Origin of the sequence: Streptomyces sp. NPDC058052, assembly GCF_042885515.1 — a bacterium.
GTDB lineage: Bacteria > Actinomycetota > Actinomycetes > Streptomycetales > Streptomycetaceae > Streptomyces.
In genome coordinates, this window is the sequence record NZ_JBHVRX010000015.1 from 40,281 (window position 1) to 61,790 (window position 21,510).

Sequence of the window (21,510 nt, forward strand, 5' to 3'; positions counted from 1 at the left end):
ATCGATGCTCCGCTTCGGTCACGGTCGGACGGGCACGCTTCTCCCGGGCGATCGTAGCCAGGTCGAGCGGATCGGGTCCGTCCTGTTCGCAAGCCGCATCGCGGCGCGTGGCCTGGTCGGGCGGGGCGGCGGCGTGCAGGATCACCTTGCCGGGCGTGAAGTCCGGTGTCCCATAGCCCAGTTGACGACGCATCGGCTCGGGTGCGCCGTGGCCGTGGAACCCGTCGAGGTCTTGCGTGTCGCCTTAAATCGTTCAACAATCCTCAAGTAGAACGTGATGTGCCGACTGAAGGATCCGTACCTCCGGCCCCAGGCCGGGGTCAGGGGGATGTCATGGGAGAGCTGCGGGAGGGCGCGCGGTTCGGGATGTGGGCCGTGGGCGGGGTCATCGGGCTGGCGGCCGTCTGTCTGGTCGGCGTGTTCGCCTTCGGCGGCGCGGGGTGGGTGAGCGCGCCGTTCCGGGGGCAGGTCGAGGAACGGGAGCTGACCTCCGGGTCCGGGACGTTCCGGCTGACGACGTACGAGACGTTCTTCGACCTGTGCGCGGCCGTGCAGAACGCCGAGGGGACGATCCTCGTGCTCCAGCAGGAGCGGGAGGCGGCTTCACCCGCGCGCAGGGGTCAGATCGACCAGTCGATCACCGCCCTGCGGGCGACCCGGATCGAGTCCGTCAACGAGTACAACGCGAAGGCCGCCCAGGAGCACCGTGCGCCATTCGTCGACAAGGGTCTGCCGCCGCGGCTCGACGCCGGTGCCGGGGAGACGGCGTGCGTCGCCTGATCCAGGGGAAGGGGAGGAAGCACCATGCGCAGGATCACGCGCGTCGTTCTGGCCGTCTGCTCGGCGGCGGCCCTCGGGCTCACGCTCGCCGCCTGTTCCGATTCCAGCCAGGACAAGGAGGCCCAGGCCAAGCAGGAGGGGTACGACCACCTCGTCGCACAGCAGCCGGCGGGCCGGATGGAGTACTCGCCGACCCGTGAGTCGATCAACCAGTGGGTCGAGACGTGGGGGAAGCGGGGCAAGCTGTCGTACGTCTACATCCAGAACGCCAAGGGCGAGTACGGGTACTTCGTCATGAAGGGCCTGCCCGTGCCGCGCTGCAAGATGCTCACGCCGACCGAGCGGATGGAGAGGTCGGACGGCGTCTCGGCGGTGCTGCCGCAGCCCGGGATGGACGGCACGTACTCGACGGGCTCCACCTGCAACGCGTACTACGGCTTCGACGCCACGACCGGCGCCTACATGGAGTTCACCGTCGGCACGAACCAGTCCTTCTTCCTCTTCGACCGGCCCATGGCGATGCCGGAGTACGCCGACGCCACCCAGCTCGGCCCCACCTCCGTGAAGAACGCGGGGAAACGACCGTGACCGGACTTCCCTGCTCGACGTTTCTGCTGGGGTCGCTCCAGGTGACGCTCGCGATCTTCCTGCTGGCCTCCGTCCACTTCTACGTCCGCCTGCTGCGCACGGGCGTCACCCGGCTCGCCTGGCCGTCGGCGGGCCTGTACGGGTGCGTCCTGCTGTGCGGCGTGGGTCTGATCCCCTGGTGGACAGGGCGGTTGGCCGTCGTGGTGCCGTGTGCGGCGTCCGTCGTGGTCCTCATCTGCCTTCTCGACAGTCTGCGCGGCGGGCTCGCCCACGCCGCCACCGGCGCCCTGATCGTTCTGATCGCCTCCGTCATCGCGGTGGCGCACCTCCACACCGCCGCTTCGCTGGACGGGTCCTTCTGGAGCTGGACGCTCACCGGCAGCGGGGTGTTCCTGCTGATGGTGTGCGTGCTGAGCAGTTCCACCGACCCCGTGCCGAAGCGTGTGGGGCACGCGGCGCTCGGACTGGCCAACACCGCATGCGGGATGGCGATGATGACGACGTGACGGCCCGCCCGCCGGCCGCCGCTGCCTGGTGTTCCGCACCTCACCGTCACGACGGCGTCGCGCCCGGCCCGCCCGGCGGTCGTCCGTCGGACGACGGGGCCGGGACGGAGGCCCCCGGCCGGCGGTCAGCTCGTCGCCTCGGCGTCCAGGCAGGCGAGCAGGAAGTCCTTGACCTCGGTGGCGTGGAAGCGGGGGCGGGCGTGCGCGGGGCTGGAGCAGAGCAGGACGGGTGCGTCGTCGAGGTCGTCGGGGAGGCGGCCGTGGCTGCCGCGGACGCACCGCGGGTCGGTGGGCACGACGGACATGGCGCCGCGGATGCCGAGTCTGAACTTGGCGAGGGTCACGGCCGCCTTCGCCATGACCAGGGGGTCGGCCGGGTCGAAGAACAGCTCGGCCGGGTCGTAGCCCGGCTTGCGGTGGATCTCCACGCCTCGGGCGAAGTCGGGTGCCCGCTCGTCGTCCAGCCAGTAGTAGTAGGTGAACCAGCTGTCGGAGGAGGCGACGGCGACGAGTTCACCGGCCCGCGCGTGGCGCAGTCCGGCCTTCTCCTGGCCCGTGCGGTCCAGAACCTCCTCGACGCCCTCCAAGGCGAGCAGCAGCTCCCGCACCCGTGGCTCGTCCGCGGGGTCGGGCACGTACACGTGGGCGATCTGGTGGTCGGGGGTGGCGAAGGCGCGGGAGGTCCAGGGGTCGAGGTATTCCATGCCCTGCTGGGTGTACACGCGCAGCAGGCCCTCGCGGCGCAGGGCCCGGTTGATGTCGACGGGGCGGCGTACCTCGGTGATGCCGTACTCGCTCAGCGCCACGACCGTGCTCCCCCGTGCCGCCAGGGTCTCCAGGAGCGGTGCGAGGACGGCGTCGAGGTCGCGGGCCGCGGTGCGTGCCTGGGGGGCGTTCGGGCCGTGGCGCTGGAGGTCGTAGTCCAGGTGCGGGAGGTACACGAACGTGAGGTCCGGGTCGTGGTCGGCGAGGACGCGGCGGGTGGCGTCCACGATCCACCGGGAGGAGGCGAGGCCGGCCTTGGGGCCCCAGTAGTCGAACAGGGGGAAGGGGCCCAGCTCGGCGGTGAGGGTGTCGCGCAGCGCGGCCGGGACCGTGTAGCAGTCGGGGGACTTGCGTCCGTCGTAGTGGTAGACGGGGCGGGGGGTGACGGTGATGTCGACGTCCGCTCCCATGGCGTACCACCAGCAGATGTTGGCGACCTTCAGTCCGGGGCGGGCGCGGCGGGCGGTCTGCCAGACCTTCTCGCCCTGGACGAGGGCGTGGTGCTGGCGCCAGAAGGCGACCTCGCCCATGTCGCGGTCGTACCAGCCGTTGCCGACGACGCCGTGCTCGGCGGGCATCCGTCCGGTGAGGAAGGTGGACTGGACCGCACAGGTGACCGCGGGCAGGACGGTGTCCAGCGGGGCGGCGAACCCCGGGTCGGCGAGGGCGCGCAGGCGGGGCATGTGGGCGAGCGTGCGCGGGGTGAGGCCCACGACGTCCAGGACGACGACGCTCATCGGACACTCCTGTTCGGTGCGGAGGGGCGGGCGGGCGTGGTCCCGGGGGTGGTCAGTCCGAGGGCGAGCAGTTCGCGGCGGGTCCACGCCAGTTCGGCGGCGATCCCGTCGGCGAGGCCGGTGCTGTCGCTCGGGGGCTGCGGCAGCACCGACCACGTGTAGGTCTCCGTCTCGAAGTGCCGGGTGACGGGGGTGTCGGCGCGGAGCAGTGCGGCGAGCGTGGCGCGGAGCAGCGGCCGGGTCGACGCGAGCGGGGGCACCGGGTCGGCGTGGACGGGGATGTGGAAGTGGGTGCGCCAGGGGGCGGTGCCGTCGAGGGCGTCGGGTCCGGTGAGCGCCTGGGACAGGTCGTCCGTCCCGCGGCCGGTGCCCGCCGTCCGTGTCTGGTGCAGGAAGCGGGGTTCGGCGAAGGCGGTGAGCGCGGCGCGGGTGGCGGGGTCCGCCGGGTCCTCGGCGTGGAGGGCGCAGGAGATCTGCGTCTTCACCACGGGGATGCCCGCCCGGGCCAGCCGGTCCAGGGCGTCCGCCGGCGTCTCGAAGGCGACGGCCAGGTGGCAGACGTCCAGGCACAGGCCGAAGTGGCGGGGGTCGAGGTCCGTCAGGTGCCGTACGGCGTCGGTGGTCGTCTCGACCAGGCAGCCGGGTTCCGGTTCGAAGGCGACGCGGACGGTCCGTCCGGTCCTCCGGTGGAGCGTGCGGAGCTCGTCTCCGAGGAGCCGGATCTGGGCGCGGGCCCGGTCGGTGTGGTGCGGGCTCCAGTCCGTGGCCCAGCCGAGCGGCAGGGTGGAGACGCTGCCCTCCGGCACGTCGTCGGGGAGGAGCCGGGCGAGGACGTGGGCCAGGTCGGCGGTGTAGCGGCGTCGTTCCGGGGAGGTCCAGTCGGGCCGGTACACGGCGTGCTTGACGACGGGCCGGTGGAAGCCGCCGTAGGGGAATCCGTTGAGGGTGACGACTTCCAGGCCGCGCGCGGCGAGTTCCTTCCGCAGCCTCCGTGTCAGGGCGTTGTCGGCGGCCAGGGCGGCGGCCACCTGGTGGGCGAGCCACAGTCCGATGCCCAGGACGGGTTCGGCGAGGCGGGCGCGGACGGGCAGGGCGTAGGTGTCGAGCTGGGCGAGAATGCCGTCCAGGTCCTCGGCCGGGTGCACGTTGGTGCAGTAGCCGAGGTGGACGAGGTCGCCGCCGGGGTGGCGCAGGCGCATCAGCTGCCGCCCCTGCGGATCGAGTTGCCGGCGAAGACCGTCTCCTCCTCGGGGTGTGCGGCGGCGTCCGTCACGAGCCGGCCGCTCTGCCCGTAGAAGGCGACGGGGTTGCGCCACAGGACCTGGTCGACGTCGTCCTCCGTGAACCCGGCGTCGAGCATCGCGACGGCGGTGGCGTGGGTGCGCAGCGGGTCGCTGTGGCCCCAGTCGGCGGCCGAGTTGACGAGGACGCGGTGGAGACCGTGTTCCTTGAGGAGGGAGACCATGCGGTGCGGGTCCATCTTGGTGTCCGGGTAGATCGAGAAGCCCATCCAGCATCCGGAGGCGGCGACGAGGGGGGCGGTGACCTCGTTGAGGTGGTCGACGGCGACGAGGGAGGGGTCGATGCCGTCGGCGCGGACGAGTTCCAGGGTGCGGGCGGTGCCGGTGGCCTTGTCGCGGTGCGGTGTGTGGACGAGGGCGGGCAGGCCGTGTTCGCGGGCGAGCGCCAGCTGGGTGGTGAAGGCGTGTTCCTCGGCGTCGGTCATCGCGTCGAAGCCGATCTCGCCGACGGCGACGACGTTGTCCTTGACCAGGTAGCGGGGCAGGTCGTCGAGGACCGGCAGGCAGCGGGGGTCATTGGCCTCCTTGGGGTTGAGGGCGATCGCGCAGTAGTGGCGGATGCCGTACTGGGCGGCGCGGTACGGCTCCCAGCCGAGGAGCGCGTCGAAGTAGTCGTGGAAGCTGCCCGGGGAGGTGCGGGGCTGGCCGAGCCAGAAGGCGGGCTCGACCACGGCGCGGACGCCGGCGGCGTGCATGGCCCGGTAGTCGTCGGTGGTGCGGGAGGTCATGTGGATGTGGGGGTCAAAGATGCGCATGGCGCTCTCCCGTGTCGTGGAGGTCGAGCTGGGTCAGCAGGTCGTCGGGGACCGGCCGGCCGGCGGCGGTGCGTTCGGCGGCGAAGGCGCGGAACATGCGGACGAGTTCGGGGTCGGTGCGCCGGGCCAGACCCGCGACCGCGTCCAGCGGGATGTCCATGAAGACGCACTTGAGGACGGCCTGGCGCCAGGCGGGCTGGTCGAGGTGGCGGGCCGCGTAGGGGCCGGCGGCGGCGGTCACCAGGCGGGCGTCGTGGGTGCGCAGGGCGTCGGCGACCAGCGGCAGCGCGGTCGGGCCGAGGTCTCCTTCCCGGTCGAGGAGGGGCAGGGCCCGGAGCACCGCGAGCCGTTCGGAGGCGTCGCCCTGCCGGTACACCTCCTCCAGGGCGGCGGCGCGCTCGGCCCGGGTGCCGGGAAGGGCCTGGAGCAGCCGGGCGCGGACGGCCTCGCCCGCGGCGGCACCGGTGTGGCGGGCGGCGACGGGGAAGAGCGCGGTCAGGGAGCGGGGGTCCGCGCGGACGCTGCGGACGGCGTCGGCGGTCCAGGGGTGTTCCGAGGCGGCGCGCAGGGCGTCGAGGGAGCGGGCGGCGGTGACCGGGCCGCTGTGGCCGTGGCGGGGCAGTTCGACGGAGATCAGTCCGCGGTACCCGGTGTCGGCGAGGGCGGCAAGGACCGGGGGGAAGTCGATCTCGCCCTGTCCGAACTCCAGGTGTTCGTGCACGCCGCGGCGCATGTCCTCGATCTGGACGTTGACGAGCCAGGGCGCGGCCCGTCGGACGCAGGCGGCCGGTGTATCGGGTTCCAGGCACTGGCAGTGTCCGATGTCGAGGGTCAGGCCGAACGTGTCCGGGTCTCCCAGGGTCGCGCGCAGGTGCTCGTAGCCGTCGAGGTCCGCGACGAGCATGCCCGGTTCCGGTTCGAAGCCGAGGCGGACTCCGGCGAGGGCGGCGGTCTCCACGAGCGCGCCGCAGCCGTCCGCGAGGTGCCGGAACGCTTCCTCGCGGTTCGCGCCGGGCTCGGGGGTGCCGCTCCAGAAGGAGACCGCCTCGGCCTCCAGGTCGGCGGCGATGCCGACGGCGCGCCGCAGGAAGCCGAGCCGGCGCGCGCGTCCCTCCGGTTCGGTGGCGAGGAGGGTGGGGGCGTGCTTGCGCCAGGGGTCGAGCAGGTAGCGGGCGCCGGTCTCCACCACGACGCCGAGGCCGAGCGCGGTCAGCCGGCGCCGGGTCCGGGCGAGCCGGCGGCTCAGCCCGGCGGCGTACGGGTCGAGGTGGCCGCGGTCCAGGGTGAGGGCGACGCCGGTGTAGCCCAGTCCGGCGATGACCTCCAGCGCCTCGTCGAGGCGGTGGTCGCCCAGTCCGTTGGTGCCGTAGCCGAAGCGCAGTGCGGTCATGTCGGGGACACCTTCCGGGACAGGGCCCTGGCCAGCGGGTAGGCGGCCAGGAGCGAGAACGCGGCGCGGGCGGAGCCGCCGCGGGCGGTCAGCGCCGCCTGGAGCGGGATCATGGCGTGGATCCCGGCGCCCACCGCGCGCTTCAGGCGGGTGGGGTCGGGGCGGACCGTCGCGGTCAGCTGGGCGGAGCCGGCCGCGAGGGCGTAGCCGCCGAGGAGGGCGGTGGAGGCGGCCCGGCGGGCGCGGCCGGTGGCCCGCGGGGTCAGCGCGGCGGCGAGGAGGGCGACCGCGCCGGTGGCGGCCAGCGCGCCGGCGGGCAGAGCGGCGCCCGCGCCGAGGGTCTCCCTGCGGCTGACCGCGGTGATCGCGTAGGTGTGCCCGGCGAGGAGGGCCGCCGGGGCGCACGCGTGCCGGGCGCGCCGGGCGCCGGCGCCCATGAGGACGTCGAGGCCCCGGGCCGCGGCCATCGTGGCGGGTCCGTACGGCGTGTGCTTCAGGGCGAGGTCGTAGGCCCAGACGGTGGCGGCCAGCGGCACGGCGACGGCCAGGGTGTCCCGGCCGGCGGACGCGGCGGCGGTCAGGCCGGCGCCGGTGAGCGCGGCGGCGGTGCCGAGGGCGGCGCGCGGGCTGATCCGGCCGGACGGCACGGGCCGGTGGGGGCGTTCCTCGGCGTCCTCGTGGCGGTCCGCGTAGTCGTTGAGGGCCATGCCCGCCCAGTACAGGCAGGTGGAGGCGGCCGCGAGGCGGACGGTCCGGCCGGGTGCGGGCGGCCTGCCGCTCGCGGCGGCGCCCGCGAGGGTGTCGCCGAGCACGGTGAGCGCGGCCGGGGCCCGTACGAGTTCCACCAGCGCGCGGGCCGCGGTGAGGGGCCCGGCCGGGTTCATCGTCCGGCTCCGGTGTACCAGGCCCTCAGGTGCTCGAACTGGGTGACCAGCCGGTGTTCGGCCGGGGCGTCGCCGGCCCGGACGGGGTCCTTGAAGAAGAAGGAGAGCTGTTCCTGCGGCCCGGTGGCGCCGTGGTCCCGGGCGCGGGCGAGGAAGCGGGCGAGGTCGAGGACGAGCGGGGCGGCGAGCGCCGAATCGACGCCCTGCCAGGTGAACTGGAGGGTCATGGGGGTGCCGAGGAAGCCTTCGAAGGCGATGTGGTCCCAGGCGGTCTTCAGCTCGCCCATGCTCGGCACGTAGTCGATGTGGGTGAGGCCCTCGACCCCGTCGCCGAGGAGGGCCGTGAGGCCGCTGCGCTTGGAGCTGTTCTTGCTGAGGGCCGCGTCGGGGTCGGCGAGGGTCGCGCCGTCTCCGCCGCCGAGCAGGTTGGTGCCGGACCAGGACCGCACCCGCAGCCCGCGGTGGGTGAACATCGGCCCGAGCGCGGTGCGGACCAGGGTCTCGCCGGTCTTCCCGTCGCTGCCCGCGTACGGCAGGCCCTGGAGGGCGGCGAGTTCGCGGAGGGCGGGGATCCGGAGGCCCGCGGAGGGCGTGAACCCCACGTGGCCGCAGTCCGCGAGGAGGGCCGCGCAGGCGTACAGGGAGCTCGGGGGCAGGACGCCGGGGGCCTCCCCCAGGGCTTCCTCCAGGGCGGCGAGGTCGGCGTGGGCCGGGTGCGGGGCGAGCGGGGGTTCGGTGGAGGCGACGTCGACGACCACGACCTGGTCGAGGCCGTGGCGGTCGCGGAAGGAGGCGATGTCCTCGGCGAGGGCCGCGGCGGTCTCCCGCTGGGGGCGTTGCTCGTCCGCGCGGGCGCCGGGCCGGATCTCGCGGTCGGCGGCGTCGAGCGCCTCGGCCACGGCGGGGAGGAGCGCGGGCGGGAGGACTCCGCCGGCGGCGAGCTCCTCGGCCCGCTTGGGCAGCGGGACGCCGGTGACGTCGTGGCCGCCGAAGACCAGCCGGTCGACCGCGGGCAGGCCGGCGTCCGCGAACTCGGCGAGCTCGGCCACCATGCCCGTGGGCGGGACGAGTCCCGCCGCGACGGCCGCGGCGCCGGCGACGGCGGTGGTCGCCACCGAACCGCGGGCGCCGACGAACCAGACGCCGGTCCGTCCGGCTCCGGGCGCGGGGGTGTCACTCATGGGTGCTGCCTTCCTTCGTCGTGGGGGTGGTGAACGCGGCGTCGAAGGCCGCGGCCGGGGGCCGGATCGCGGCGAGGCGGCGGATGAACCCGACGGCTTCGGCGGCGCCGTCGAGCCGGTCCATCCCGGCGTCCTCCCACTCGATGGAGACGGGGCCCTCGTAGCCGATGTGGTTGAGGGCACGGAAGCAGTCCTCCCACGGCACGTCCCCCCGTCCGGTGGAGACGAAGTCCCATCCCCGGCGGGGGTCGCCCCAGGGCAGGTGGGAGGAGAGGCGGCCGCGGCGGCCGTCGCGGGGGCGGACGCGGGTGTCCTTGCAGTCGACGTGGAGGATCCGGTCCGCGAACTCCAGGATGAAGTCGGCGGGGTCGAGGTCCTGCCAGACCATGTGGGACGGGTCCCAGTTGAGGCCGAACGACGGGCGGTGGCCGATGGCTTCGAGGGTGCGCCGGGTGGTCCAGTGGTCGTAGGCGATCTCGCTCGGGTGGACCTCCAGCGCGAAGCGGACGCCGTGCTCCTCGAAGACGTCGAGGACGGGGTGCCACCGGTCGGCGAAGTCGCGGTATCCGGCGTCGATCATGCCGGGGGTGGGGGGCGGGAACATGGCGACGGTGTGCCAGATCGACGAGCCGGTGAAGCCGACGACGGTGTCCACGCCCAGGAGCGCCGCGGCCCGGGCCGTGTCGCCCATCTCGCGCGCCGCGTTGCGGCGTACCGTCTCCGGATCGTCGGACCAGAGGCGCTCCGGGAGGATCGCGCGGTGCCGTTCGTCGATGGGGTGGTCGCAGACGGCCTGGCCGACGAGATGGTTGGAGAGGGCCCACGCGCCCAGCCCGTGGCGGTCGAGGACTTCTCGCTTCCGGCGGACGTAGGAGGGGTCGGCGAGGGCGCGGTCGACCTCGAAGTGGTCGCCCCAGCAGGCGATCTCCAGGCCGTCGTAGCCCCATCCGGCGGCCAGCCGGCAGACCTCGTCGAACGGCAGGTCGGCCCACTGCCCGGTGAAGAGGGTGATCGGACGTGTCATGACGCAGGCACCTCTGGGGTCGGGAAGGGACGTGTTCGGGAGAGAACAGGGACGGGAGGGGCAGGGGTGGGGCCCGGTGCCCGCCCGCGGTCAGGTGCGGGCGGGCACCGGGTGCTGGGAGGGGGCTCAGCCGACCTGGCCGAACCTCCACTTCTGGCTCGCTGCCGTGGTGCTGCACCTGGACTGGATCAGCTGGACGTCGTTCGCGGTGGATGCCTGGGGGATGTTCAGGCACTTTCCGCTGAGGACGGAGACGATCCGGTAGGTGTCGAAGCCGGCCTGCTGGAGCTTCCACTTCTGGTCGGAGGCTCCGGCGGCACACGTCCACTGCTGGACGTCGGCGGCGTTCTTGGACGCCAGGTCCAGGCACTTGCCGCTGTGCTGCGCGGTGAGGGTGAAGGCGCCCGCGCCGGCGTCGGTGAGCGTCCACCGCTGGTTGGTGCCGCCGGTCGCCGTCCACTGGATGACGGCGGCGCCGTCGGCGGTCGACTCGTTGCGCACGTCCACCCGCTTGGCGCTGTGGGCGCTGGTCAGGGTGTAGGTGCTGCCGCTCTGCGGGACGGGGCCGCTGGTGCCGGGGGCGTTGAGGAAGAGCGCGTCCACGTCGAAGGAGTTCGCGGTCGGCGCCTTGAAGACGGCGTACACGGTCTGGGTGCCGCCGGGGTCGGTGACCGCGACGGGGTCGAGGTTGACGTAGGTGTCCCAGCCGCCGGTGGCGGGGACGGGGCTGGTGGCGATCAGCGCGCCGGTCGGCGAGCCGGCCCGGAGCTCGATGGAGCCGCCGGTGTCGGTCGGGGCGGAGACGCGGAAGGTGACGGATTCGACTCCGGCCAGGTTCAGCGGCTTGAAGGAGATCCAGTCGTTGTCGGAGACGTCCCCGACGCGCTTGCCGTTCTCCGCGCCGCTCTGGTCGACGACCCGGATGCCGGACTGGGCCGTGAAGTACTCCGCCTGCTTGTGGCGGGGCTGGAGGGTCGCGCTCGTGGTGCCCTTCAGGCCGCCGGCGTCGGTGTAGTCCGCCGACAGCACGAGGTAGGTGTTGGCGGTGGCGTCGTGGCCGGAGGCGCTGGTGGTGATGGAGCCCGAGCAGCCGGTGTACTGGCCCGTGTCGTGGCTGTGGCTGTCGTGGCCGAGTGCGGCGGTGACCACGACCTTGGAGCAGTCGACGGTCCCGTCCTCGGGGTCGACCACGCTGACCTGGTAGGAGATCGTGTCGCCGTAGTCGAGGACGCGGCCGTCGGCCGGGCTGGTGAAGGTGACCTTCGGGCGGGTGTTGCCGACGACGATGGGCACGTTGGTGGTGCCCGTCTTGCCTCCGGCGTCGGAGACCGTCAGACGGGCGGTGTAGGTGCCGTTGGTGGTGTAGGTGTGGCTGGGGCTGGGGCCGGTGCCGGTGGAGCCGTCACCGAAGTCCCACTCGTACGTGAGCTGGTCGCCGGTGTCCGGGTCGGCGGAGCCGGTGGAGGAGAAGGTGACGTCCAGCGGGGCCTGGCCGGAGTCGGGGCCGGCGCTCGCCTTGGCCAGCGGGGAGCGGTTCCCGGCGACGTAGTCGATCCGGTAGATGCCGTCGTCGGTGTTGGCGTGGCCGTAGCCGTTGCCCCACTCGGCCAGGTACAGGGCGCCGTCGGGGCCGAACTTCATGTCGATGGGAGCGCGGGCGCCGAGTTCGGCGACGAAGGGGTTGATCTTCAGGAGGTCGCCGGCGGCGTCGAGGCGGAACTCCTTGACGAAGTTGCGGCTCCACTCGTAGAAGAACGGCGTCTTGTCGTAGTACGCGGGGAACTTGCGCTCGGAGGTGCTGGCCGCGTCGTAGTGGTAGAACGGGCCGCCCATGGGGGCGGCTCCGCCGGCGAGGTCGATCTCGGGGAACTCCTCGGAGGCGTGGTAGTCGTACCAGACGGTCGCGGGCTTGGCGGCGGGCAGGCTGGTCAGTCCGGTGTTGTTGGGCGAGTCGTTGACCGGGGCCGCGCAGTCGAACTTCGCGCCGGAGGTTCCGGTGGCGAAGTCGTAGTCGTTGAACGGGGTGTTGTCGCCGACGCAGTAGGGCCAGCCGTAGAAGCCGGGCTGCTTGATCAGGTTCCACTCGACGGTGCCCTCGGGGCCGCGGTTCGGGTTCGCGCCGCCCGCGTCGGGCCCGTAGTCGGCCGCGGAGATCCAGCCGGTCTCCGGGTCGACGCCGAAGCGGAAGGCGTTGCGGAAGCCCATCGCGTAGATCTCGGGCCGGGTCTTGGCGGTGCCCGGCGCGAACAGGTTGCCCGCGGGGACGGAGTAGCCGCCGTCCGCCTCGGGGTGGACGCGCAGGATCTTGCCGCGCAGGTCGTTGGTGTTGGCGGACGAGCGCTGGGCGTCGAACTTCTCGCGGCCCTGGCGTTCGTCGATGGGCGTGTAGCCGTCGGAGGCGAACGGGTTGGTGTCGTCGCCGACGCCTATGTAGAGGTTGCCGCCGGGGCCGAAGTCGAGGCTGCCGCCGGTGTGGCCGGGCTCGTCCGAGCCGCGGTAGGCCGGCACCTCGATGACGGTCTTCGCGCTGGCCATGTCGAGCGTGTCGTCGCCGTTGACGGTGAACCGGGTGACCCGGTTGATCTCGGCGGTGCCGGCCGGCGAGTGGTTGACGTAGATCCACCGGTTGGTGGCGAAGTCGGGGTCGAGGGCCAGGCCGATGCCTCCGTCCTCTCCCCCGTCGTACACGTCGAGCTGGCCCGCGAGGTGCGTCTCGGGCGCGCCGTCGTGCTCATGGATGACGTTCACCTTGCCCGAACGGGAGATGTAGTACACCTTGCCGTCGGCGGCGACGTCGAGCTGCATGGGCTGGTCGGGGGCGCCGTCGAGGGTGACCTTCTGGAAGCGGTCGGAGACGGTGCCGCCGCAGTCGCCCGCGGCGGCGCCCGAGGCCCACTGGAGGCCGCCGAGCAGGTGCTTCAGGAACAGCGGCTCGGAGTACGAGGCCGTCTCGTGGCCCATGGCGGTGGCCCAGACCTTGCCGCCCTCGGCGTTGCGGCACCAGGAGATCGGGTGGTCGGCGCCCATCCGCGCGCCGCCGGCATCGTAGGTGGTCTCGTCGGCCGTGACGAGGACGTGGACGTCACCGCGCGCGTTCTTGTCGAAGTTGTACCACTCCTCGGTCCGCACCCAGCGGTCCGGGAGGTCCTTGGTCGAGGGGTGGACCTTGTCCGCGACCTTGGCCGTGCCCTGCACGATGCTGGAGTGCGCCGTCATGTGGGCGCCGGCCATCACGACCTCGTCCCACCAGGGGAACTCGGACTCGATGTTCATGTCCGTGGCGTTGTGGACGGCGACGATCCCGTGGCCGCCGCGCACGAACTCCTGGGCCGCGGCGCGCTGGGCGTCGGTGTCCCAGACCATGCCGGAGGACTGGAGCATGACCACGGCGTCGTACGTGCTGAGGCCGGTGGTGCTGAAGACGTTCGCGTCGTCGCTCTGGACCATCTCGATGCCGTTGTCGGCGCCGAGCTGCTCGAATGCCTGGATCGCCGCGTCCATGGACGCGTGCCGGTAGGCGCCGGGCGCCGTCTTGGTGAAGAGGAGGACCTTGAACTCGGCGTCGGCCGTGTGCCCGTCGTGGGCGACGGCGGGCGCGGCCTGCAAGGCCGTGAGGCCGAGCAGGGGCACGGTGAGCGCGGCGAGGGCGCGCTTCACCCAGGGGTGTGACATAGGGGGTTCTCCTTGGGGAGGGAAGACACGTGGAGAAAGGTCACAGGGTGCGGAGGAAGGCGAGGCCGTCGGTCGCGAGCGTGTCCTGGTCGGCCGCCAGGGGCCGCCAGACGGAGGCCGCGGTCGCGATGGTGGTGTTGTCCGGGGTGAAGGACTCGATGACCCACGGACCGGTGTAGCCGGCGTCCTCGACGGCCGCGGCGAAGCCGGGCCAGTCGAAGTGGTCGGTGCCGGGGGCGCCCCGGTCCGTTCCGCACACCTGGAGGAGGGCGATGCGGGATCCCGCGTCCCTGATCGCCTGGGCGGGGCTCCTTTCCTCGATGTTGAGGTGGTAGGTGTCGAGTGCGAGGCCGCACTCGTCGGGGAGGGCGTCGAGGGCCTGTTCGACGGTGTTGATCAGGCTGGTCTCGTACCGGTTGAGGGGTTCGACTCCGACGCGTACGCCGTGCTCCCCGGCGTACGCGAGGACGGGGCGCAGATTCTCCCGCAGTTCGGCGAGGACGGAGCGCCGCTCGTCCGGGTCGAGCTTCCAGGTGCGTCCGACGGAGGCGTAGGCGGGGCCGCAGATCGTCGGGGAGCCGACCGCGACGGCGACGTCCACGCAGTGGCGCAGGTAGTCCTGGGTGGCGCGGATCGTCTCGGGCGGGGCGGCGACGAGTTCCCGTCCGGGGGGCATGACCAGGACGACGGAGGCGTCCAGGCCGTGGTCCTTGAGGAGTTCGGCGGTGCGGTCGGGGGTCCAGTCGCCCGGGTGCTCGACCGGGAGTTCCACGGTGTCGAAGCCCCAGCCCGCGATCCGCGGGACGAGCCGCGCCAGCGAGGCGTCGGTCGAGGGCGAGTCCCACACCCAGGTGTTGACTCCGATCGCGGCCATCTACTTGCCGCCCCAGTTCTGCGGGTATCCGGGCAGCTTCTCGCAGCCGCAGAGCGCGTAGTGCAGCGGCGGCATTCCGGGCCTGAGGTAGCCGTCGCGCTCGTCCTCGGTGATGGCCGGCTGCGGGAGGTTCCACGTCTTCGGCACGCTCTCGCCCTTGAGGACCTTGAGCGCGGCGATGACCGGGGTACGCCACTGGTAGGTGGGGTAGGTCGGGGCGATCGCCGTGAGCTTGGCGTCCTTCCACTTCTGCAGGAAGTCCTGCTGGTCCTCGCCGTTGAGGGGCGGGACGGGAAGGCCGGCGTCCTCGAACGCCTCGACGGCGGCGACGGCGGTGGCGCCGGAGTCCAGCCAGAGGCCGTCGATCTTTCCGTGCCGCTGGATGTAGTTGGTGACGATGCTCTTGGTCTTGGCGGCGTCTCCGTCGGTGAACTCGACTCCGACGACGTCGAGTTCGCTCGCGTCGAACGCCTTCTTCGCGGCCGACCAGCGCGTCTCCAGGACGTCGACGCCGGGCGAGATGCGCAGGGCGAGGACCTTCCCGCCGGGCTTGACCTTCTGGGTGAGGAACTCGGCGCCGTCCGCGCCGAAGGCGTAGCCGCCGATCGGCTTGATGAAGGTGACCGGGCAGTCCGTGCCGACGCCGCGGTCGAAGAGGATGACCGGCACCTTCGGACAGGCGCCCTTGACGGCGGGGGTGAGGGTGGCGGTGGTGTTCGGCGAGACGATGAGGGCGTCGCACCCCTTGGCGGTGAGCTCGGCGATGTCGGAGATCTGCTTGTCGTCCTTGCCCTCGGCGTCCAGGACGGTGAAGTCGGCGATCTCCTCGTGCAGGGCGACCTCGGCCTGCATGGTCTTCCAGCCCACCTGGCGCCAGGGGTTGTTGGTGGCGGCGTTGGAGAAGCACAGGTGGTACGGGCCGGTCTTCTTGTACCGGGTGGTGTCGACCGGCTTCGGGTCGATGGCCTGCTCCCACGGCTTGTCGGCGGGACCGGTCGGCTGCTTGGTCCGCATGGCGAGCTGGGCGTCGTAGTCGGCCTGGACGAAGAAGGAGGACTGCTCGCCGGTCTCCTTCGGCCCGCCGGCGCCCTTCGGGGCGTCGGACGAGGCGCTGGAGCCCGCCGAGTCTCCCGGCAGGTCGCTGGAGCAGCCGGTGAGGGTGACGAGCGCGACCGCTGCTGCGGCGGCGAGGACACGTCGGTGGATGCGCGGCATGGTGTTTCCTCTACGCGGTGGTGGGGGCCGGCTTGGAGCGCCGGGGGAACTGGAGGGATCCGAGGGCGACGGCGACGATGAGGATCAGCCCCTGGACGGTGTATTCGAGGGCCCCGGAGATCCCGTACAGGTTGAGCAGGGTGAAGAGGGCTTGCAGGGTGAAGGCGCCGGCGATGGCGGCGACGGCGGATCCGCGGCCTCCGCCGAGGACGACGCCGCCGAGGACGACGGCGGTGATCGCCTGGAACTCCAGGCCCTCGCCGACCTTGGCGGACACGCCGGCGAATCCTCCGAGGAGGACGGCGCAGACGGCCGCCGACAGCCCGGAGAGCACGAAGGCCATGGTCTTGACGCGCCGCACGCGCACTCCGGACAGACCAGCGGCGACGGGGTTGTCGCCCGCGGCCGTCAGGGTGCGGCCGAAGTCGGAGCGCATGAGCGCGATCACGGCGGCGACGGCGGCGGCGAGGACGAGGACCGACCAGGGCACGGGCCCGAGGGTGCCGCGCCCGAACTGGCGGAACTCCTCGGACAGGGCTCCGCGGGGGGATCCGCCGGTCCACAGGAACACGGCTCCGGACAGGATCAGGAGGGAGCCGAGGGTCACGATGAAGGACGGCACCTTGAGCATCGTGGTGACGAGCCCGTTGACGGCGCCGATGAGGGCTCCGAAGGCGAGCAGGAGCAGGACGACGGGCCAGGTGGCGCCGGAGTCGCCGTCGATCAGGCGGGCGGCGATCACCACTTCGGCGGTGACCAGTGATCCGACGGAGAGGTCGAACTCGCCCGAGACGATGACGAAGTACTGGCCGGCGGCGAGGATGGCGAGCGGTGCGGCCCGTTTGACGAAGGCCAGGAAGCCCTCGGGTTCGAGGAAGTAGGGGTTGGCGGCGGCGATGGCCACGAGGAGGACGGCCAGGACGCCGAAGATGGGCAGGTTGCGTCTCATCGGGCGGTCCTCCGGCGGGCGTAGAGGGCGAGGGCGGCGACGAGGACGACGCCCCGCACCACGTCCTTGGCGAAGGAGTCGATCTCCATCTGGTTGAAGACGCTGTCGAGGACGGCGAGGAGGAGGACTCCGCCGACCGTGCCGGCGACGCCGCCCTTGCCGCCGGCGAGCGCGGTGCCGCCGAGGACCACGGCCGCGATGGACTCCAGGTCGTATCCGCCGTCGGTGCCGACGGTGGGGGCGCCGGCGCCGAGCCTCGCGGCGAGCAGCAGACCGGCGGCTCCCGCCGTCAGGGAGCACAGGACGTGGGTGGCGACGAGGACGCGGCCGGTGCGCACGCCCGAGAGCCGGGCCACCTCGGGTCCGCCTCCGACGGCGTAGATGCGGTAGCCGAGGGGCGTGCGGCGGAGCAGGAACCAGGCCGCCGCGGCGATCGCCAGCCAGAGGAGGGCGGAGACGGGCACGGGCCCGACGCGGTCGTAGCCGAGGTGCTGGAAGGACTCGGGGACACGGCCGGCGGGTCCGTCGTAGCGGTACTCGAGGATGCCCTTGATGATGAGGGACACGCCGAGGGTGGCGATGAAGGCGTGGACCTTCAGCGCGGTGATGGCCAGGCCGTTGACGAGTCCGGTGAGCGCGCTGACGAGGAGGACGGCGCCGATCGCCGGCAGGACGCCGTACTGGGCCATGGTCTCTGCGGCGACGAGCGAGCTGAGGCTCATCAGGAAGGCCACGGAGAGGTCCAGCGAGCCGGCGAGGATGGCGAGCGTCTGGCCGACGGCGACGATGCCGAGGGCGGCGGACCGCTGCTGGATCCCGACGATGTTGCTCTCGCTGAAGAACTGTCCTCCGTCGAAGGCGAACAGGACCCATCCGAGGATGATCATGACGCCCAGGGCCACGAAGACGGGTCTGGCGGGACTGTCCGCGCCGAAGCCCCGCACGGTGAGTCCCTTCACCGGGAGGGACTGGAGCTGGTGGGTCATGATCCGGCCGCCAGGTGCATCACGGCTTCCTCCGTGGAGTCTGCGGGCAGGTGACCGGCGATCCGGCCGTCTCTGAGGACGACGACGCGGTCACTCATGCCGATGAGTTCGGGGAGCTCGGAGGAGATCATCAGGACGGCCATGCCGTCCTCGGCGAGTTCCCGTACGAGCTCGTGGATGGCGGCCTTCGCCCCGACGTCGACGCCGCGGGTCGGCTCGTCGAACAGGAGGACCTTCGGAGCCACCGTCAGCCATTTGGCGAGGACGACCTTCTGCTGGTTGCCGCCGGAGAGGTACCTGACCTCCTTCTCGGGGCTGGGGGGTGCCAGGCGCACCCGTTCGAGCAGGCCGAGGACCGAGGTGCCCGTGCGGCCCCGGCGGGCGCGTGCCACGAGGAGGGCGTTGTCGCGCACCGACTGATGGAGGGCGAGTCCCTCCGCCTTGCGGTCCTCGGTGACGAGTCCGATGCCCGCGTCGATGCCCTGCCGCACGGAGGCGGGCCGCAGGGGGGTCATCTCCCCCCGGGTGAAGGGCTCGGCTCCGAAGAGGGCCTTGGCCAGTTCGGTGCGGCCGGCGCCCTGGAGTCCGGCCAGGCCGACGATCTCCCCGGCCTTCAGCTCCAGGTCGATCCCGTCGAGGACGGCGTTGCCGCCGCCCCGCACCGAGAGGAGGGTGTCGCCGGGCGGGCGGGTGGCGCGCGGCGGGTAGTAGTCGGTGAGTTCGCGGCCGACCATCAGGCGGACCAGTCCGGCCGTGGTGAGTTCGCCGATGGGAAGGGTGGTCACCTTGGCGCCGTCCTTGAGGACGGTGACGCGGTCGGCGAGTTCGAAGATCTCGCGCAGGCGGTGCGAGATGTAGAGGACGGCGACGCCGCGTTCGCTGAGCCGGCGCACCAGCCGGTGGAGCAGTTCGACCTCGCTCTCGGCGAGGGCGGCCGTCGGCTCGTCCATGACGACGATCCGGGCGTCCACCGAGAGCGCCTTGACGATCTCGACGACCTGCTGCTGGGCCACGGAGAGGCGGCGGACCAGGTCGCGGGGGCCGAAGGAGCCTTCGCCGAGTTCTTCGAGGAGGGTGGCGGTGTCCTTCTCCATCGCGGCCCGATCGACCAGGCCGAGTCGCCTGGGCTCGCGCCCGAGGAAGACGTTCTCGGCGACGGTGCGTTCGGGGAGGAGGGTGAGCTCCTGGTAGATGATGGACACGCCGGCGCGCTGGGCGTCCGTCGGGTGCTTGAAGGTGACGGTCCGGCCGTCGAGGGTGATCGTGCCCTCGTCGGGCGCGTGGACGCCGGCGAGGATCTTCATGAGGGTCGACTTGCCGGCGCCGTTCTCACCGATCAGGGCGTGCACCTCGCCGCGTTCGACGTCGAGGTCGACGTCGGTCAGCACGCGGGCTCCGGGGAAGCTCTTGCCGATGCCCTTCATGCTCAGCACTCGACCCACCCGCCTTCGCGTGCCGACCGGAGCGCGGCGTCGGTGAGCAGGGCGGCACGGGCGCCGTCCTCGAAGGTCGGCAGACCGTCGCGGTGGTCCCCGCCGAGCGCCGCGTAGGCGTCGGCCACGAAGGCGTTGAAGCAGTCGTGGAAGCCCTGGGGATGGCCGGCGGGCAGCGGGGAGTAGCGGCGGGCCGCCTCCGAGAGGCTGAGCGGGTCGCGGACGAGGGCCTGGGAGCCGTTGCGGCCCCCGAGCCACAGCTGGTCGGGGTTCTCCTGGTCGAAGGCGAGGCTGCCGGAGGCGGCGGACACCTCCAGGTAGAGGCGGTTCTTGCGGCCGGGGGCGACCTGGCTGACGGAGACCGTGCCCAGGGCGCCGGATGCGGTGGCGAACTGCACGGTGGCGAGGTCCTCGGTGAGGACCGGGCCGGCGCCCGTGCGCTGCGGCACGACCACCGAGGTCTGCGCGCAGAGCGTGGTGATCGGGTCGCCGGTCACGAATTCGACGAGGTCGAACCAGTGGGAGCCGATGTCGCCGATGGTGCGGCCGGGGCCGCCCTGCGCCGGGTCGACCCGCCAGTTGTCGTCGGTCGCCTCCAGCAGCCAGTCCTGGAGGTAGCTGCCCTGGATCAGGCTGACGCGTCCGAGTCCGGTCAGCCGTTCCCTGGCCTCCCTGACCATCGGGTGGAAGCGGTAGACGAAGGGGACGGCGGCCAGTACCCCCGTGTCCTTGGCCCGTTCGGCCATGGTCCGGGCCGTCGGTGCCTCGGTCGCCAGCGGCTTCTCGCAGATCACGGCGAGGCCGGCGTCCATCGCCTGGAGCGCGATGGGGGCGTGCAGATGGTTCGGGGTGCAGACGTGGAGGACGTCGATCAGGCCGGACGTGATCAGTTCCGTGACCGATTCGAATGCCTTCTCGGCGCCGAGCGCCTCGGCGCCCTCCTTGGCGTTCGCCAGGTCTGCTCCGGCGACGCCCACCAAGCGGGCGCCGGCCTGTCGCGCGGCTCGGGCGTGGATCCGGCCGATGAAGCCAGTTCCGACGATCCCCACCCTGACTTCCGCCGACTGTCGTCGTATATCGAGCATGTTTCGGATCCTAGGGATGGCTTATGACGACCGTCAACCATAAGTGCGTCGACAGTTATGATTAGTGGGTCCAGACCAACTCGGCAGCACACCATGGATGGAGACGGGGAGTTGACCACTGAACCGGCAGGCGCCGGAGCCCTTCTGGCGATCCTTCGCGACGGCCGCGCCCGCACCCGCACCGAGCTGGTGCAGCTCACCGGCCTCGCCAGGTCGACCGTGACCCAGCGCCTCGACGCACTCGCCGACCAGCACTGGATCCGGCCCACGGACGACGCGATCTTCTCGGGAGGCAGGCCCGCCGTGGCCTTCTCCTTCAACTCCGGTGCGCGGGTGGTCCTCGCCGCCGACCTCGGCGCCACGCACGCGCGGATCGCCGTCACCGATCTCGCCACCCGCGTGATCGCCGAACGCGGCCGCGACCTGCGCATCACGGAGGGGCCCGAGCACGTCCTGGGCTGGCTCGTCGACGAGTTCACCGAGCTGCTGGCCGAGGCCGGTCACACCCTCGCGGACGTGTGCGGCGTCGGCATCGGCCTCCCCGGCCCCGTCGAGCACACCACCGGGCGGCCCGTGAACCCGCCGATCATGCCCGGCTGGGACGGCTTCGACGTGCCCGGCTGGCTCGAACCCCGGCTCGGCGCCCCCGTCCTGGTCGACAACGACGTCAACATCATGGCCCTCGGCGAGCACTGGGCCGCCAGCCCCGAGGTCGAGCACCTCCTCTTCGTGAAGGTCGGCACCGGCATCGGCTGCGGCATCATCACCGAGCACCGGCTCCATCGCGGCGCCCAGGGCTCGGCCGGCGACATCGGCCACATCCGGGTCGCCGGGGCGGCCGACGAGCCCTGCCGGTGCGGGAACACCGGCTGCCTCGAAGCCGTCGCAGGCGGCGCCGCCCTCGCCGCCCGCCTCCGGGAGTCGGGCGCGGACGCCGCGGACGGCCGGGACGTGGTCGCCCTCGTCCGCGCGGGAAACCCCGCGGCCATCCAGCTGATCCGTCAGGCGGGCCGGGACCTCGGTGACGTGCTGGCCGCGCTCGTGAACTTCTTCAACCCCGGAGTGATCATCATCGGCGGCGACGTCTCCGACGCCGGAGAGCACCTGCTCGCCGGAGTGCGCGAGGTCATCTACAGCCGTTCCCTCCCGCTGGCCACCCAGCACCTCTCCATCCGGGGACGGGGCCTGGGCGACCGCGCCGGCGTCATCGGCGCCGCGGTGATGGTCATCGAGCACACGCTCAGCCCCTCGGCGGTCGACCGGGCCATCGCAGCCTCGGACCTCGGGGCGCACGGCTCCTGACCCGCGCGCCCCGGCGCGCGGTCAGAGGCCGACGAGCGACCACTCCTGCCCGCCGGGCCGTCGGCGGGCGGCCGGACGACCGG

Annotated in this window: 18 protein-coding genes; 4 read left to right on the forward strand and 14 right to left on the reverse strand. The window is 72.5% G+C overall.

Going from position 1 to position 21,510, the window contains the following annotated elements; translation table 11 throughout:
• Positions 1-333: 333 nt before the first annotated feature.
• From ACFVU3_RS21235 to ACFVU3_RS21245, 3 genes are read left to right on the forward strand one after another with little or no spacing between them, the layout of a single operon-like run.
• Positions 334-780 (forward strand): hypothetical protein, encoded by a 447-nt coding sequence (locus tag ACFVU3_RS21235; RefSeq protein WP_390068255.1) that lies wholly within the window; start codon positions 334-336, stop codon positions 778-780.
• A 24-nt stretch (positions 781-804) separates the two neighbouring features.
• Positions 805-1,368, forward strand: coding sequence for a hypothetical protein (locus ACFVU3_RS21240; protein ID WP_390068257.1), 564 nt, complete (start codon positions 805-807; stop codon positions 1,366-1,368).
• A complete protein-coding gene (locus tag ACFVU3_RS21245; protein ID WP_390068259.1) occupies positions 1,365-1,874 on the forward strand; it encodes a hypothetical protein in 510 nt (169 codons plus the stop codon). The genes ACFVU3_RS21240 and ACFVU3_RS21245 overlap by 4 nt, the downstream gene beginning before the upstream one ends.
• Before the next feature lie 125 nt (positions 1,875-1,999).
• Here ACFVU3_RS21245 and ACFVU3_RS21250 read toward each other — a convergent pair whose 3' ends face one another.
• The 14 genes from ACFVU3_RS21250 to ACFVU3_RS21315 form a co-directional block, all read right to left on the reverse strand.
• Positions 2,000-3,376, reverse strand: a complete 1,377-nt coding sequence (locus ACFVU3_RS21250) for an alkaline phosphatase family protein (protein ID WP_390068261.1) — start codon at positions 3,374-3,376, stop codon at positions 2,000-2,002.
• Positions 3,373-4,575: a metabolite traffic protein EboE gene (gene eboE, locus ACFVU3_RS21255; RefSeq protein ID WP_390068263.1), complete on the reverse strand. Its 1,203-nt coding sequence runs from the start codon at positions 4,573-4,575 to the stop codon at positions 3,373-3,375. The genes ACFVU3_RS21250 and eboE overlap by 4 nt, the downstream gene beginning before the upstream one ends.
• Positions 4,575-5,432, reverse strand: a complete 858-nt coding sequence (locus tag ACFVU3_RS21260; RefSeq protein WP_390068265.1) for a TatD family hydrolase — start codon at positions 5,430-5,432, stop codon at positions 4,575-4,577. Before ACFVU3_RS21260 ends, eboE begins: the two co-directional genes overlap by 1 nt.
• The gene (locus ACFVU3_RS21265) at positions 5,419-6,822 is read right to left on the reverse strand and encodes an EboA domain-containing protein (protein WP_390068267.1); all 1,404 of its coding nucleotides are present in this window, start codon (positions 6,820-6,822) and stop codon (positions 5,419-5,421) included. Before ACFVU3_RS21265 ends, ACFVU3_RS21260 begins: the two co-directional genes overlap by 14 nt.
• Positions 6,819-7,706: an SCO3242 family prenyltransferase gene (locus tag ACFVU3_RS21270; protein WP_390068269.1), complete on the reverse strand. Its 888-nt coding sequence runs from the start codon at positions 7,704-7,706 to the stop codon at positions 6,819-6,821. Before ACFVU3_RS21270 ends, ACFVU3_RS21265 begins: the two co-directional genes overlap by 4 nt.
• A complete protein-coding gene (locus ACFVU3_RS21275; protein WP_390068270.1) occupies positions 7,703-8,887 on the reverse strand; it encodes an inositol-3-phosphate synthase in 1,185 nt (394 codons plus the stop codon). Before ACFVU3_RS21275 ends, ACFVU3_RS21270 begins: the two co-directional genes overlap by 4 nt.
• Positions 8,880-9,911 (reverse strand): sugar phosphate isomerase/epimerase family protein, encoded by a 1,032-nt coding sequence (locus ACFVU3_RS21280; protein ID WP_390068272.1) that lies wholly within the window; start codon positions 9,909-9,911, stop codon positions 8,880-8,882. Before ACFVU3_RS21280 ends, ACFVU3_RS21275 begins: the two co-directional genes overlap by 8 nt.
• A gap of 126 nt (positions 9,912-10,037) precedes the next feature.
• Positions 10,038-13,583, reverse strand: a complete 3,546-nt coding sequence (locus ACFVU3_RS21285) for a ThuA domain-containing protein (RefSeq protein ID WP_390068274.1) — start codon at positions 13,581-13,583, stop codon at positions 10,038-10,040.
• Positions 13,584-13,623: 40 nt separating this feature from the next.
• Positions 13,624-14,457, reverse strand: coding sequence for a sugar phosphate isomerase/epimerase family protein (locus tag ACFVU3_RS21290; protein ID WP_390068276.1), 834 nt, complete (start codon positions 14,455-14,457; stop codon positions 13,624-13,626).
• Entirely contained in the window at positions 14,458-15,672 is a 1,215-nt protein-coding gene (locus ACFVU3_RS21295) for a substrate-binding domain-containing protein (RefSeq protein ID WP_390068277.1), read from the reverse strand. It abuts the gene before it with no gap.
• 10 nt (positions 15,673-15,682) lie between these two features.
• On the reverse strand, positions 15,683-16,621 hold the full coding sequence (locus ACFVU3_RS21300; protein WP_390068279.1) for an ABC transporter permease: 939 nt from the start codon (positions 16,619-16,621) through the stop codon (positions 15,683-15,685).
• On the reverse strand, positions 16,618-17,607 hold the full coding sequence (locus tag ACFVU3_RS21305; RefSeq protein ID WP_390068280.1) for an ABC transporter permease: 990 nt from the start codon (positions 17,605-17,607) through the stop codon (positions 16,618-16,620). The genes ACFVU3_RS21300 and ACFVU3_RS21305 overlap by 4 nt, the downstream gene beginning before the upstream one ends.
• The gene (locus ACFVU3_RS21310; protein WP_390068281.1) at positions 17,604-19,040 is read right to left on the reverse strand and encodes a sugar ABC transporter ATP-binding protein; all 1,437 of its coding nucleotides are present in this window, start codon (positions 19,038-19,040) and stop codon (positions 17,604-17,606) included. Before ACFVU3_RS21310 ends, ACFVU3_RS21305 begins: the two co-directional genes overlap by 4 nt.
• Positions 19,034-20,125: a Gfo/Idh/MocA family protein gene (locus ACFVU3_RS21315; protein WP_390068283.1), complete on the reverse strand. Its 1,092-nt coding sequence runs from the start codon at positions 20,123-20,125 to the stop codon at positions 19,034-19,036. The genes ACFVU3_RS21310 and ACFVU3_RS21315 overlap by 7 nt, the downstream gene beginning before the upstream one ends.
• Before the next feature lie 111 nt (positions 20,126-20,236).
• On the opposite strand from ACFVU3_RS21315, the gene ACFVU3_RS21320 reads away from it, so the two are divergent.
• Entirely contained in the window at positions 20,237-21,427 is a 1,191-nt protein-coding gene (locus ACFVU3_RS21320; RefSeq protein ID WP_390068285.1) for an ROK family protein, read from the forward strand.
• The last annotated feature ends 83 nt before the right edge of the window (positions 21,428-21,510 follow it).